Raw genomic sequence first — 13,935 nt, 5'->3', positions numbered from 1 at the left:
TCCTATCGATCTTTTTGATTTGTTTGGAGCAGTAAGACAATACCGATAATTATTAATAGCGCCGCCAATATGTTCCAAACGATATCATAGGGAAGTATTTCAACATTGTAACGAATTTGGTGAAGTTTCATGAATTTATGTTGTATAATTCCATCGTAAAGCTGAAATGAGCCTGCTCCAAGAAAAATACCGCCTAGCCATCTTTTTAGCCAAAACCCATGTTTTCTATGTAGATCAGCCAATAAAAAAGCAGATCCAATCGTAGCAAAAAAGTTGAATGCATGAAATAAACCATCTGAAACTAGTCCAATAGCTGCTGTAGACTTATCATAGAAATGATGCCAGTGTAATAATTGGTGAAAAATCACCTCATCTATAAATGCAACAACCCCAAGCCCAAATAAAATCCCAGTCCACATGTTACGCTGCTTATATTGAAAGCGATTTTCATGCTTATGTTTTTGTTCTTCATACATATTGGTCATATCCAATCCTATCACCTCAAGCTGATTTTCTTTTAGTCTACCCCTGAGATGAGCTCTTAAACAAATATCCCTCAAAACAGTCGTTTGTCAGAGGGAAGTAAGGATGATTGCCAGCTATTATAGTAAGAGCCAGCAGGACTGTAAAAGAATTTGAAGTGATGCTTCTCAGCTAATGCACGGCTTTTTGATTCTTCTTCAAAACCAATTGCCATCACCTGTGTACCAAATTTATTGCGTATGTGGACAAGCTGTTGCATCATATCGAGTGACCATTCATCTTTTCCTACCACAGGATACGAAAAATCCTCCCACATAATAAAATCAATATATGGTGCTGTATAATCGGCGAGTGTTTGAAATCCCCAATTTTGAGCAACAGATATATTTGGATGTCGTTTTTTGATTTGTTGGATAAAAGATAACATGGCTTCATTTTGCCACTTTTGTTCATCTTCAGGTAAATAGGAATTGATATTACCAACCGTATCTAAAAACACACCGTCTAAGCCTTTCTGAACAATTTGCTGCTCTATTTCTGCTAGCAAAATGTCTTGATAGTGCGTAGAAGTCAAATCCATTAAAAAAGAATCCCATTTGGCAAAATACATTCTTTCACCCTGTTTGTCTCGATAAAAATCTTCTTCCTTCAATTGTTGATAGAGTGCTGTATTCCATTTGTCTGCTTCCATCACATTAATATAGCCGTACACTAAAGTACCGCTTTTTTGAGCATTGACGATATACTTTTGCTGCATTTCAAGAGGTTCTACAATCACTAAATCTAACTTCGTCATGCTCTTGCCAATGGCATCGTTGCCTTTATCTAAGTAGTATGTGTAATCTTTCACATCAGCAAGCTTTGTTTGGATATTTATGGAAGAATAGACTGAATTTTTAGCAAGCAGCATCCACATACTACCTGCGATAAGCAGGGCTAATAAGAGTATCAATAATTTTTTCATAAGTACTCCTTTTTGAAGGATTTTCCTTCCATTATACAATAATAGGAACTAGGTTACCTTTGGTAAATGGGCAATGGCTCAACGGTGAATCGCCCTTTTACATATAATGAATAATGTAAAAGGAGGGTTTGTGTGTATAATAATCCATTTAGAGAAGATAATTTTAGAAGACCTGGTGGTTGGGGAGGTTATAATGATTTTGAAACAACGTCATTTGGGCCAACTCATTTCGGCCCCCCTCCCGCAGGACAAATGCCAATGAGCACACCACCAGGTTTTTCACCACCAATTCCTGCTTGGCGAGAAGGTTCTAGTGGTATACGCTCCTGTTTATTTAGAAATACGTATATTTGGATGAATAGTGGTAGAAGTTTTTGGTTTTTCCCAACAGCTGTAGGAAGGGAAATCATTGCTGGCTTTAGGTGGAGTCGAAGATATGGCTGGTATTTCCGTACCATTTCTAGAAACCAAATTCGTTCCTATGAATGTTTTAGATAGACTTAGCTCAAGGTATGGAGTTTTATTTTTAAAAAAATGATGTTACAATGACGATAACGATGAATGAAGGGAAGATGGGTGGCTAATGAATAACTAATCTTAATTTTTGTATAGGAAATTTTATATTTCACGAACAACAAAAATAGGATTAGTCTGCCCATTTTTCATAATAATTGCTTTATATTCGCAAACCACTGCCGATATTTAGCTACTCCAAAGCTTGTTTTCACAATAATTTTGGAGCTTATTTGTGTATGATATTGTAGCGACTAATCCTTCCAAATGAATTGGAGGGATTTTTTTGTCCCTCCAACTGGAGAGGATGGATAGTATGAAGGAACTTTTAAAATTACAGGATGTACGTTATGAAATAAAGGATATGTTGTTATTTGAGCATGTGACAGGCACAGTAAAAAAAGGCGAAGTCATCGGCATTATAGGGAGGAATGGTGCTGGGAAATCGACATTATTACAATTGATTCAAGGTACATTATCACCAACTATGGGAGTAATTCAGGGAGCACAGGCTTTAAAAATTACATTTGTTGAACAGGAGCTAGCTCATTTTGACAAACTAGAAGTATCCGCAAGAGAAGCTGATCTGCTGGCTAAGTGGCAGGTACCTAATGTGTCATTTGCAGCGTTAAGTGGGGGTGAAAAGCTGAAAATGCGTCTTGCAGAAGGTTTTTCCCAGAATGCTCAAATTTTATTACTTGATGAACCAACGAATCATTTAGATGAACGAAGTACCGCATTCCTCATCAGACAAGTACAAAACTATAAGGGGACAATCATCGTGGTATCACATGATCGCTATTTTTTAGATAAGGTTGCCACAAAAATCTGGTCTATTGAGGAAAAAAGCCTGATTGAACATGATGGCAATTATACAAGCTACATGGCTGATAGGGAACACCGACGATTAACACAGCAACGTGCCTACGAGAAGCAGCAAAAAAACATTGAACGAATTGAGGCTCAAATGTCGGAACTGACGTCTTGGTCACAAAAGGGCCACGCCCAGTCAACAAAACTGGAAGGTTTTAAGGAGTACCATCGTGTGAAAGCAAAGCGTTTAGATTCTCAGGTGAAATCTAAGAAAAAGCGATTAGAGGCTGAACTTGCGAAGACAAGAGTGGAAGCAGTGGAGCCAGAAGCAGAGATTCGTTTTTCTTTAGGCACGAATCAACGAGTTGGCAAGCGCTTACTGGAAATCAAGCATTTATCTTTAAAATTTGGTGAACGCATACTATTTAACGATGTGAATATTACGGCTCAATTTGGAGATAAGATAGCTATCACAGGAAAGAATGGAAGTGGGAAAACAAGCTTTTTAAAAGTTCTTTTAGGCAAGCTAGAAGCTGAGGGTGAAGTATGGGTATCACCAGCTGCAAACATTGGTTATCTGACACAGGAAGTATTTGATTTACCACTTGATCAGACACCAGAGCAATATTTTTATCAAGAGACATTTGAAGAGCGTGCTAAAGTGCGCAACTTGATGAAGAATTTAGGGTTTACACTGACACATTGGACATCTCCCATAGGCAAAATGAGTATGGGAGAACGCGTAAAGTGTAAGCTGATGGCTTATATTTTAGAGGATAAAAATGTTCTTATTTTAGATGAGCCGACAAACCATCTTGATCTACCTTCTCGTGAGCAGTTAGAGCATACTCTTACTCAATATAATGGAACATTGCTTGTCGTTTCACATGATCGATACTTTCTAGAAAAAGTCACGAACAGTGTTTGGGAGCTTCACGGTCAGCACATCAAGAAAAAGTGGACAGAAGTCACACCGAATAAAGTGGATGATACAGCGGCTCTCCGTTTAAAGCTTGAAACGGAAAGACAAGAGATTTTAGGCAAACTGAGCTTTCTAACAGTAAAAGATAAGGACTACACCATGCTTGATCAGAAGTTTAATGAGCTGACGAAGCGCATCAATGAACTTCGATAGCTGAAGCGTTTAAGTTAACCTTTTTCAGGGGAAAATATGGAGAGAAGGCATTTCTTAAATGGGGGTTAACATGTTGAAAAAGGTAGTATTTCTCTTTTTATTGTTAAGCATTTGTAGCTTAAGTGCTTGTGCTGAACGAAATAAGAATGCACAAGAACATGAGATTGAAACAAGTACATCTGTAGCACTGTCTAATAATGATCAAATTGATACGGTTCAAGCAACTGAAGCTCTTCAACAAATAAAGGAGCAGATACATTTCAATGTTCCAATAAAAATGCCAACAACGTTACCTATTGCAGAGGGTACATTTTTATCAGCTACAGCAAGAACACAGGGCGACCAGGTTGAAGTTATTTTTTATGAGAGCAAAGAGAATATGCCAATTAACGATATTCGATTAAAGAAATCAGCGACTGTTATTGGAAGATTGCTGGTCAAGAAATATAAAAGTGTGGAAGGTGCAAGCACACAGATAGCATTTGATAATTTTAATCAAAATGGCGGGCAAGAGGTTGATCTTGGTTACAATATAAAAGGTTATCAAGATGCAGGCGCTGGTTCATTATGGACTGGTTGGAACGAAGGGCGATGGGCAATTGCCACTCATACACGAACTGATAATCCTGATGCAGGTGTCAAACTGGCTAAGCAGGCAGTAACGTATTTAGAAAACCACATGCTGCCTATCCCAAGGCAATATGGCATGGCTCAGCTAGATGTCTATCAATCAGGTAATTTAATTGTGTGGCAGGATGAAAAGCTTGTTTACACACTCGATTCAATCAAAGATCCTTTAAAAGCACTAGCAATAGCCACAGCTTTTTATTAATTTTAGAAATCCTAGAGTAATAATGCTCTAGGATTTTTTGTCTTATTTTATTTCACAGTACTTAGCATTTTTTTGTATTCACTGAATCGTTGCTGCCATTCATCCATGGGGAAATGTTGATGTTCTACGCCATTTAGTAAATCTGTTAACATATCAAGGCAAATATGCCATCCTGCTAAATCCTTCGGTGTATGCTCTGTCAGCTCTTGAAGTGTCTCCACTAATACCAATAAAGAACCCTTGTTAGTAGAAGATAGTTCAAATCTCACCGTATCCGTTCCCCAATCAAATGCCAGTACTTCTTTCTCGGCATAATCTGTAATGGTTATTTCCTCAAAATTACCTGTTCCATCATTCATATTAAAATGTATTTTCCCGTTCTTACGTAGCTCAATGATTTCTAAATTACTCATCCATTTTTGTAGGTTTTCATTGTTAGTCATGGCGGCCCAAACGGCATTTTTTAAATGTGGTAATGGTCGTTTGAATGTAGCAATATGGTGATTGGATTGTTTTTCAATAGTAGCTAGCATAGACATCCTCCGTCTTTATAGTTTTGACTTCATTATAGATGTTCTTCAGTAGCTGTCCAAGCAGAAGGTCATGCAACAATTATTATTTCTAAGAAGTTAATTTTAGGATAAAATTGTTAAAAAAGGAGGGGTAAAGATGACACATCAACAAGCATTGATACATTATATTCAAGCAACAAATACCCATGATTTTAATCAAGTAAAAGCTATTTTGCATCCACAAGCAATTTATTGGTTCTCTGATAAAACTTGCACAACAACAGAGGAGATTGAGGCTTATTTCAAGCATGCATGGAATGTCATTAAAGAAGAGGTTTATTCAGCCACTGATGTAAAATGGTTAACCGTTGATGAAAAGACGGCTACCTGTCTCTATACATATCATTATGAAGGCTATCATAACGGAAAGTTTGTATCAGGTAGCGGTAGAGCGACTAATATTTTTACACTAATTAATGGTGAATGGAAGATAATTCATGAGCACTTGAGTAGTGGTCATTAAATTATTTTCCATATATTTTGAACAAGCAACAATGTAATAATCAATGTTAGCAGTATTTTGGCTAACCTTAATGGAATGTACGGAAGCACTAGGAGACCTAATTGGGAGCCTATAATAGAGCCAAGTGCCAAAGCAATCGCATAGTGCCATTGAATAAAGCCAGAATGATTAAACACAACAAATGCCCCTGTACAGCTACCAAAGAGGAGTACTCGAGTGAGCTGTACAGACTTTATGTAAGGGTGATGAGAACGTAGATAATGTAAGATGCTAAATGTCGAAGAGCCAGGGCCGAAACCACCATCATACATGGCGATGAAAAACGGTTGCCAAAAATGAGGTGCTTGATGTTCTAGCGAATCAAGAACTTCGGTCCACGCCTTATTCTTCAAAGTAACGACTAAAGCCAAAAGGAGTAGCATACAGGCCGTATAGTTCATTGTTTGCTCAGACAGCGAAACCGCTAGAAATGCGCCGCAAATCCCCCCAACAAAAGCAAGAGCTATATATTTGAGGATAGATGGGAGATGTAGCTCTTTCTGATAGAGTAGATAGAAAATACTGGATAAAGCTGAAATACCTGTAGAAAATTTGTTTGTGGCAATACTTGTTTGAATCGGAATACCGACAAGCATCATGGCAGGAAGTGTAATCAGTCCACCACCTCCCGCAAGTGTACCGACAAAAGCAGCTATCATTCCAATACATACGAGTGTAAAAGAAATGTTTGCATAAAAAAGTCCAATAAAGCTAAGTAGTACAAAGAACAACAGCATGATCATTTTATTCATAAGCTTCTCCCTTTCTTTTATTAGCTTAAGGATAATTGGTGTTAATGTATAAATCTAATATATAATTTTTGGTTATTTATAAAATTAATTTATAGGAAATGGGGGATTAAATGAATCAAGAAATATATCAATGGGGAAATCCTTATAATCCATCTTTAGTTTTTTTACATGGACTTGGAAGCTCAGGCTTAGCCTTTGGGGAGCTAGCAACTTATTTATCGGAGTACCATGTTATTTCTTTTGACTTACCTGGACATGGTTATAGACCTATGTTAGAAGAGGAAGAAGAGTATCTTCCTTCTCATTTAATTCAAATAATAGAGGAAATAATAAGTGCAAATTTAAAAAGTAAGCCCTTTTATTTAATTGGGCATTCTTTTGGTGCAGACTTGGCTATTCATTACGGAGCTAAATACTCGCATCAACTTAAAGGCATCGTACTACTAGATGGCGGATATATGTCAGGGAAAGATTTAGGTGTCACATTAGAAAAAGAATTAAAGGACGTAGCAAATTTTTGCAAAGATGTCCGTTTTCCATCATGGGAAGAATTTTTTAACTCTGAGAAAGAAGAGCTTTCTCGGTGGTCAAAGGAGTTAAAAGTAGCTTCAAAAGCACAAGTGAAGGAAATCAACGGGGAGATCAGACTAACTCTTTCTCAGTTCACGGCACAAGCGATGATAAAAGGTATCAATTTTCAACCAGTTGACCAAGTAGTGAGCATGTTAAAATGTCCTACATTATTATTGCATGCTACGGTACCTGCTGAATTAGAAACGAAAAGAAAAAATTGCATCCAAAGCTTACATACAAAAATAGAGAATTTAGATGTTGAGTCGATTGTAGGGGCAGGCCATGATATTTTTCGTGATGCACCTGAAATAGTGGCGGAAAGATTAACATTTTGGTGTAAAAGCGGTATGGAGGCTGAATGAATGAGATTGCTTCAATCGGAGGAAGAGCTGAAGAACTTAATAGCATCTGATGACTGGATGATGAGCATTTTATCCTTAGTAGAAACTTTGCAATTACCAGATTGGTGGGTATGCGCAGGAATTATTCGCTCAAAGGTATGGGATTACCTTCACGATAAGGAGGAAAGAACACCAATTGCTGATATTGATGTGATATATTTTGATAAAGAAAATTTAGCAGAAGAAGTAGAGAAGCAGTATGAGCAAGAACTGAGAAAGTTATCTCCAAACGAGCCTTGGTCAGTGAAAAATCAAGCCCGAATGCATGTCCTAAATGGTAGTAAACCATATCAGTCTGCTGTTGATGGAATCTCTCATTTCCCAGAAATCCCAACGGCAATTGGAGTAAAATTATCAGATGGGGTACTAGAAATTGCAGCACCGTACGGTATTCATCTTTTAGGAGCAGGCATTGTAGAGCCAACATCGTTTTACCTAGAAAATAAGGATGCCTATGCGATTTATCGTCAAAGAATTCAGCAAAAGCAATGGCATTTGAGTTGGTCAGAATTAAAAATTCATTTTTCACAGATTCAGAATGTTATACATGTATAGGAGTTAGCATATGGATATCAAATATTTAATTGATTACTTTGCACATGCTTCTGTAAAATTTACAGATGTTTTTACTAAAAAAATGGACCCAGGTGAAGTAGATGCTGGTAGAACAACAGCTCCAGATAAGTGTGGTTTAGTAGTACCACTTGCAGGGAGTGCGATCTTTAGCTTTAATGGAACCCCCTATATGATGGAGCCTGGAATGATTGTCCATGCAGGCCCCCAGATGCCGATAGAAGTGAGAGCGACTGGTCATAAAGGTTGGGAGTATGCAGTTGTTCATTACAGCCTACCTACAGAAGAAATAAATCTATATCCACTAGCCGAGCAACATTTTCTAATCAATACAGGCTTTAACACACAAATTATTAGCCATGTTCAGCAATTAGTAGAAAGCTATTCCTTTCCTGGTAATATGGCTGTATTCAAGTCTAAGACATTATTTATGAATTTGTTGGAAGATATCCTTGTGGCGGCAAAAATGCAGGTTTTAGATAGTGCCAGCGAATTAATGGAGCAGGCATTACAGTATATACATGAAAATTATGCAGAGCAAATCTCAGTATCAAATATCTCGATGGAATTGGGCATTGAGCGTCGTCGTTTTGCTTATTTATTTGAGCAGCATACAGGTATGAATCCAAGCACTTATATTACGGAATATCGTATACGGCGTGCAAAAGACTTGCTAGAATATGATGTCATTCCAGTAGCTGAAGTAGCAGAATGTGTCGGATATGTCGATTGCTTTTACTTTAGTAGAGTGTTTAAAAAGTGCACAAATTTATCTCCTTCCGCCTATCGAAAGATGAAAATGGAGGAATCCAATTATATGTAAAAAAACTGCTTCTTCCAAAAAAAGAAGCAGTTTTTTTATTAGCAAGATCGGCAAAAATCCATGTCATTTTCGAAATCGTCCATTCACAATCTTTTTTTACTTTGTTAGGATAGTATCCGTAAATGATAATGAGTATCAATTATGTGTTGACATATGTATGAAAACGATTATCATTATCAATATGAGCTCGTTAGGGGAGAATATCTATGAATAAATATTTTAAAATGTGTGCACCGGCACTATTAGCATTATCACTTGCTGCATGTGGAACAGATAAAGCAGAGGAATCTACATCAACAGCTAATACAGCGGAGACAAGTGCAACAGAATCACGGACAGAGCAAGCTAAATCAACGCAGACAATAACGTACTTAGGTGAGCAATATGAGCTACCAGCCGAAGTAAAGAACATTGTCGCTGCAAGTCTTGAATCAATGGAAGATGCTGCAATGCTTGGTATTAAGCCAGTAGGTGTCCTTGAAGTAGGTGGCAAAGTTCCTGCCTATCTAGCAACAGATTTTGAAGGGGCTACACTTGTAGGAAATAAAATGGAGCCAAATGCAGAAGCCATTCTTAATCTGGACCCTGATGTAATCGTGGGTACTTCGAAATTCCCTGAAGAAACGGCTGAAAAGCTCAACAAAATTCAAACAATGATTCCATACTCACATATTTCAACAAATTGGAAAGAAAATTTAACTTTGCTTGCACAATTAGCTGGGAAGGAAGATGATGCAAAGAAAATCATCTCTGACTATGAAGCCAAAGTTGCTGATGCCCAAGTAAAATCCAAGGAGCAATTAGCAGATAAGCAAGTATTAATCATCCGTGTTCGTGGTGGAGTGATGTACATCTATCCAGCAGGCGTTTATTTAAACCCTGTTCTATATGAAGATTTAGGAGCACCTGTACCAGAAATTGTTACAACAGCTAAGGCGCAAGCGGAACTATCACTTGAAACATTAGCACAAGTAAATCCAGATGTGATTTTCCTGCAATTCGAGGATTCAGAGAATAAGGATACGCCAAAAGCTTTAGAGGAGCTACAAAAGAATCCAATTTTCACTAGCTTAAAGGCAACACAAAATAATCAAGTTTTTGTCAACACAATTGAGCCATTAGCACAAGGTGGTACTGCTTGGTCTAAGGTGAAATTCTTAGATGCTGCGGCTGAAAAATTATTTAAATAGTATAAACAGGCTGGTAGTAGATTTGGTGATATCACCGGGCTATTACCAGCCTTTTGTAAGATGTGGCATTTTTCATTGCAGGCAGTTGTTAAGGGTATACACTTAAGTGGTTGATATTGTGTACCGCAAAATGGATAAAGAAAAAGGTGTGAAAGTTGAAAAAAACAAACATAGTGTCGTTTTCAATATTAGCGATATCTCCTTTCCTTATTGCCCTTGTGGCACTTATTTCTGTTATGTATGGGACAAAAGATATTAGTGCTATTACAGTATGGCAGTCGATGACAGCATTTGATCCATCGGATGTCGATCATCAAATTATAAGAACAGGCCGTATTCCAAGAGTTGCCGCGGTATTACTAGTTGGAGCATTTTTAGCAGTTGCCGGTGCAGTCATGCAAGGGATTACACGAAACTATTTAGCCTCGCCTTCATTAATGGGTGTCAATGATGGCTCTGCATTTGTCATTACATTAGCCATTGTTTTTTTTCCAGGGCTACCAAACTATCAAATGATTTTATTATCGATGCTTGGTTCTGCATTGGGAGCTGGTATTGTCTTTGGTTTTGGCTCGTTAATCCGCAATGGCTTATCTCCAGTAAGGCTAGCCATAATTGGAACAGTCATTGGCACATTTTTAAGTAGTATTGCTACTGCTATTGCGATGTATTTCCAAGTATCACAAACAGTAAGTGCTTGGTATAACACAAAGGTACATATGGTAAATATGGATATGCTGATCCTTTCTATTCCATTTGGTTTAACTGGGTTGATCTTGGCTTTATTATCGGCAAAAGCGATTACCATTACTTCATTAGGTGAAGATATTGCCATGGGGCTAGGACAGAAAACAAAAGCAGTACGTATTATTAGCATGCTAGCTGTCGTATGTTTGACAGGGACAGCGGTTGCCCTTGTAGGGAAAATCGCGTTTGTAGGGTTAGTCATACCACATATTACACGCTTCCTTGTTGGTGTTGATTATCGCTATATAATTCCTTGTGCAGCTGTCATTGGAGCCTTTTTCTTAGCGCTTTGTGATGTCCTGAGCCGCGTTGTCAATTATCCATTTGAAACGCCAATTGGTGTCTTAACCGCATTGGTCGGTGTACCATTCTTCTTATATTTAGTTCGTAAGCACGGAGGTGAAAAACGTGCGTAAAAAAACCTCAAGTGTATTCTTTTTAACCATGCTGATGCTTGTTTTAATGATTTTAGTTGCGAGCTATTTACATATTACAAATGGTGTTTTTGATATGTCTGTAATGGATGTTATCAAAACATTGCTACGGATCGAGTCAAATTCAAAGTTTGATCTTGTTATATTTGAGTTCCGTTTACCTCGGATTGTCATTGCTGGACTTGTCGGTATTGGCTTAGGTATGGCAGGAGTTGTATTACAGGGGATTACACGCAATGGACTAGCAGATCCAGGAATATTAGGGATTAATGCTGGAGCTGGTGCAGCAGTCGTACTATTCATGTACTTCTTTCAAGTAAAGCTAGTGAGTGCAGATATGAACAGCTGGATGTCAATTTTAATGATGCCACTATTCGGTTTTATCGGTGGAACAATTGCAGCTATCCTGATTTTTTCATTTGCTTTAAAAAATGGTCATCTGGATATGCAGCGATTAATCTTAACTGGAATAGCTATCAATAGTGGATTTGGAGCTTTGTCCTTGTTCCTATCCTTAAAAATGAGTGCACAAGATTTTGAATCAGCGGCTATTTGGATGGCAGGTTCAATTTATAATGCGAATTGGATCTTTGCGCTTACGATGCTACCTTGGCTTTTGATTTTAGGAATATATGTGCATAGAAAATCATATTTACTCGATTATTTTCAGCTTGAAGAGGATAGCATCACAAGTTTAGGAATAGCAGTTGAAAAGGAGAAAATGAAGCTGTTATTAGCCAGTGTAGGTCTTGTCAGCGCTTGTGTATCTGTATCAGGGAGTATTGGATTCATAGGTTTAATGGCTCCCCATATTGCCAAGCAGCTTGTTGGTATTCAGCACCGTTATGTTATGCCAGTAAGTGCGTTAATTGGTGCAGGTCTGTTAATCTTAGCTGATTTTATTGGTAAAACCGTTTTTGCACCATCGGAACTGGCTGTAGGTATTGTCGTTTCAATTATTGGGATTCCATATTTCTTGTATTTACTGGTGAAATCTAAGGCATAGGAGGAAATGGCGTGCAAACTGCATTTAGAATGGAAAATCTGGCTTCAGGTTATGAGCAGGTACGTGTCTTTGAAGGGTTAAATTTAACGATAGAAGAGGGCAAAGTGACTACAATCATCGGTCCAAATGGTTGTGGTAAATCTACACTCCTTAAAACGATAGGACGTATTTTAAAAAAACAACAAGGTACGGTATATTTGCAGGAGCAAAATATGCAAAATTTATCGACCAAAGATATTGCCAAGAAACTAGCAATATTATCTCAAACACCGATAGCTCCTGGTCAATTGAAAGTGGAGGAGTTAATTGCGTATGGTCGCTATCCACATCGCAACAATGTCAATCGTTTAACGAATAAGGATGAGGAAATGATTGAATGGGCTTTAACAGTTACTAATACGATGGAATATCGAAATAGGGAGCTTGCCCAGCTTTCAGGAGGTCAGCGTCAGCGTGTTTGGCTAGCTATGGCCTTAGCACAAGAAACAAATATCTTGCTATTGGATGAACCTACTACTTATTTAGATATGGCGCATCAGCTAGAGGTATTGGACATTGTTAAAAGTTTAAATGAGCACCACAGCTGTACAGTAGTGATGGTTCTACATGATATTAACCACGCGGCCAGATATTCAGATCATCTTATTGCAATGCGTAAGGGTACTATTATGCAAACTGGCACGCCACAGGAAATTTTAAGTGCTGAGGTAATGCGTAAAGTATTTAATATTGATGCACGCATTATGGAAGATCCTGTAACCAATACACCTGTATGTTATGGCTATGAAATTTTGAAGGAGGATATCTAATGAATACAACTAAAGTAGACTACATTACACAACATATGACTTCAAAATTGACAAATTATTTGTACACGATTAATATCTATGTGCCAGAGGAGGAAGCGCCACAAGATGGCTTTCCAGTTTTGTATGTACTTGACGGCTCATCCTATTTTAACCTCGTAAAGGAAGCGGTGCGTCTACAAAGTCGTAATGCACCAAAAACAGGTATCCTTCCAGCTATTGTTATTGGAATTGGTCATGGCGACGATATGCGTGAAAGAAGATTTTATGATTTTACAGCACCTGCGGAGTCTTATATTTATCCAGCAAGATTTAAAGGAAAAGGTCATGAGAAGCTTGGAGGAGCAGTGGATTTTAGTCGCTTTATTGAAGAAGAGTTAAAGCCAACGATTGAGTCACAATATCCAGTAAATAAAGTACAGCAAGCTCTATTTGGTCATTCCCTAGGAGGATACTTTGCGCTTTGGCAACTATTTCACCACCAATCCAGCTTCCAACGCTATCTAGCTATTAGCCCATCTATTTGGTGGAATGAGCATGAGCTAGTACAATGTGCTTCAGTATTTCTGAACGAGCATCAGGACATGGACGAAACTTTGTTTATGAGCGCAGGTGAACTTGAAACCTTTATGGTGGATGATGCGCGACAAATGGCAGCAGTTTTAAAAAAAATAATGGCGGTAGATTTTTACGAGGCTTTAGATGAAAATCATGCTTCGATTGTACCAACTGTTATGAGTAGAGCCCTGCGTTTTATGCATAAAACACATTAATAGGTAGACCGCATAGTCTTTTGATAATGCGGTTTCTTTTTTT

16 protein-coding genes are annotated in these 13,935 nt (G+C 37.9%); 12 read left to right on the top strand and 4 right to left on the bottom strand.

All coding sequences use genetic code 11. From position 1 onward, the window contains the following. Positions 1–2: 2 nt before the first annotated feature. Complete coding sequence (locus tag MKZ14_RS21070; RefSeq protein ID WP_339280430.1) at positions 3–485, bottom strand: DUF2243 domain-containing protein; 483 nt, start codon at positions 483–485, stop codon at positions 3–5. A gap of 71 nt (positions 486–556) precedes the next feature. Continuing rightward, a complete protein-coding gene (locus MKZ14_RS21065) occupies positions 557–1,447 on the bottom strand; it encodes an endo alpha-1,4 polygalactosaminidase (RefSeq protein ID WP_339280429.1) in 891 nt (296 codons plus the stop codon). A gap of 132 nt (positions 1,448–1,579) precedes the next feature. Here MKZ14_RS21065 and MKZ14_RS21060 point away from each other — a divergent pair, with 132 nt between their 5' ends. From MKZ14_RS21060 to MKZ14_RS21050, 3 genes are all read left to right on the top strand, one after another. Then, entirely contained in the window at positions 1,580–1,945 is a 366-nt protein-coding gene (locus MKZ14_RS21060) for a hypothetical protein (RefSeq protein WP_054549664.1), read from the top strand. A gap of 331 nt (positions 1,946–2,276) precedes the next feature. Then, positions 2,277–3,908 (top strand): ABC-F type ribosomal protection protein, encoded by a 1,632-nt coding sequence (gene abc-f / locus MKZ14_RS21055; RefSeq protein WP_257961876.1) that lies wholly within the window; start codon positions 2,277–2,279, stop codon positions 3,906–3,908. Between the two features lie 70 nt (positions 3,909–3,978). After that, on the top strand, positions 3,979–4,740 hold the full coding sequence (locus tag MKZ14_RS21050; RefSeq protein WP_339280428.1) for a hypothetical protein: 762 nt from the start codon (positions 3,979–3,981) through the stop codon (positions 4,738–4,740). A gap of 47 nt (positions 4,741–4,787) precedes the next feature. Here MKZ14_RS21050 and MKZ14_RS21045 read toward each other — a convergent pair whose 3' ends face one another. Further along, positions 4,788–5,273 (bottom strand): SRPBCC family protein, encoded by a 486-nt coding sequence (locus tag MKZ14_RS21045; protein ID WP_036079563.1) that lies wholly within the window; start codon positions 5,271–5,273, stop codon positions 4,788–4,790. A gap of 136 nt (positions 5,274–5,409) precedes the next feature. Between MKZ14_RS21045 and MKZ14_RS21040 the strand changes: the two genes are divergently transcribed. Further along, positions 5,410–5,775: a nuclear transport factor 2 family protein gene (locus MKZ14_RS21040; RefSeq protein ID WP_339280427.1), complete on the top strand. Its 366-nt coding sequence runs from the start codon at positions 5,410–5,412 to the stop codon at positions 5,773–5,775. Here the strand turns inward: MKZ14_RS21040 and MKZ14_RS21035 are convergent. Further along, a complete protein-coding gene (locus tag MKZ14_RS21035) occupies positions 5,772–6,566 on the bottom strand; it encodes a sulfite exporter TauE/SafE family protein (RefSeq protein WP_339280426.1) in 795 nt (264 codons plus the stop codon). The two genes, MKZ14_RS21040 and MKZ14_RS21035, sit on opposite strands and share 4 nt — an antisense overlap. 110 nt (positions 6,567–6,676) lie before the next feature. Here MKZ14_RS21035 and MKZ14_RS21030 point away from each other — a divergent pair, with 110 nt between their 5' ends. From MKZ14_RS21030 to MKZ14_RS20995, 8 genes are all read left to right on the top strand, one after another. Beyond that, positions 6,677–7,501 carry an alpha/beta hydrolase gene (locus tag MKZ14_RS21030; protein ID WP_339280425.1) on the top strand — a complete coding sequence of 275 codons (825 nt, stop codon included), beginning with the start codon at positions 6,677–6,679 and terminating at the stop codon, positions 7,499–7,501. After that, positions 7,502–8,095 (top strand): nucleotidyltransferase family protein, encoded by a 594-nt coding sequence (locus MKZ14_RS21025; RefSeq protein ID WP_016993070.1) that lies wholly within the window; start codon positions 7,502–7,504, stop codon positions 8,093–8,095. Between the two features lie 10 nt (positions 8,096–8,105). Then, positions 8,106–8,936, top strand: a complete 831-nt coding sequence (locus MKZ14_RS21020; RefSeq protein WP_339280424.1) for an AraC family transcriptional regulator — start codon at positions 8,106–8,108, stop codon at positions 8,934–8,936. A 206-nt stretch (positions 8,937–9,142) separates the two neighbouring features. Continuing rightward, complete coding sequence (locus tag MKZ14_RS21015) at positions 9,143–10,126, top strand: ABC transporter substrate-binding protein (RefSeq protein WP_339280423.1); 984 nt, start codon at positions 9,143–9,145, stop codon at positions 10,124–10,126. A 155-nt stretch (positions 10,127–10,281) separates the two neighbouring features. Next, entirely contained in the window at positions 10,282–11,289 is a 1,008-nt protein-coding gene (locus MKZ14_RS21010; protein ID WP_009370610.1) for an iron ABC transporter permease, read from the top strand. 28 nt (positions 11,290–11,317) lie between these two features. After that, positions 11,318–12,313, top strand: a complete 996-nt coding sequence (locus MKZ14_RS21005) for an iron ABC transporter permease (protein ID WP_016993066.1) — start codon at positions 11,318–11,320, stop codon at positions 12,311–12,313. A 29-nt stretch (positions 12,314–12,342) separates the two neighbouring features. Next, positions 12,343–13,122: an ABC transporter ATP-binding protein gene (locus MKZ14_RS21000; protein WP_066038038.1), complete on the top strand. Its 780-nt coding sequence runs from the start codon at positions 12,343–12,345 to the stop codon at positions 13,120–13,122. After that, the gene (locus MKZ14_RS20995) at positions 13,122–13,892 is read left to right on the top strand and encodes an alpha/beta hydrolase-fold protein (RefSeq protein ID WP_339280422.1); all 771 of its coding nucleotides are present in this window, start codon (positions 13,122–13,124) and stop codon (positions 13,890–13,892) included. The genes MKZ14_RS21000 and MKZ14_RS20995 overlap by 1 nt, the downstream gene beginning before the upstream one ends. Positions 13,893–13,935 lie beyond the last annotated feature (43 nt).

The sequence above is a fragment of the Lysinibacillus sp. FSL P2-0066 genome, from assembly GCF_037969495.1.
In the GTDB taxonomy this organism is placed as follows: Bacteria; Bacillota; Bacilli; order Bacillales_A; family Planococcaceae; genus Lysinibacillus; species Lysinibacillus boronitolerans.
This window is presented reverse-complemented; position numbering and strand designations above follow the sequence as displayed.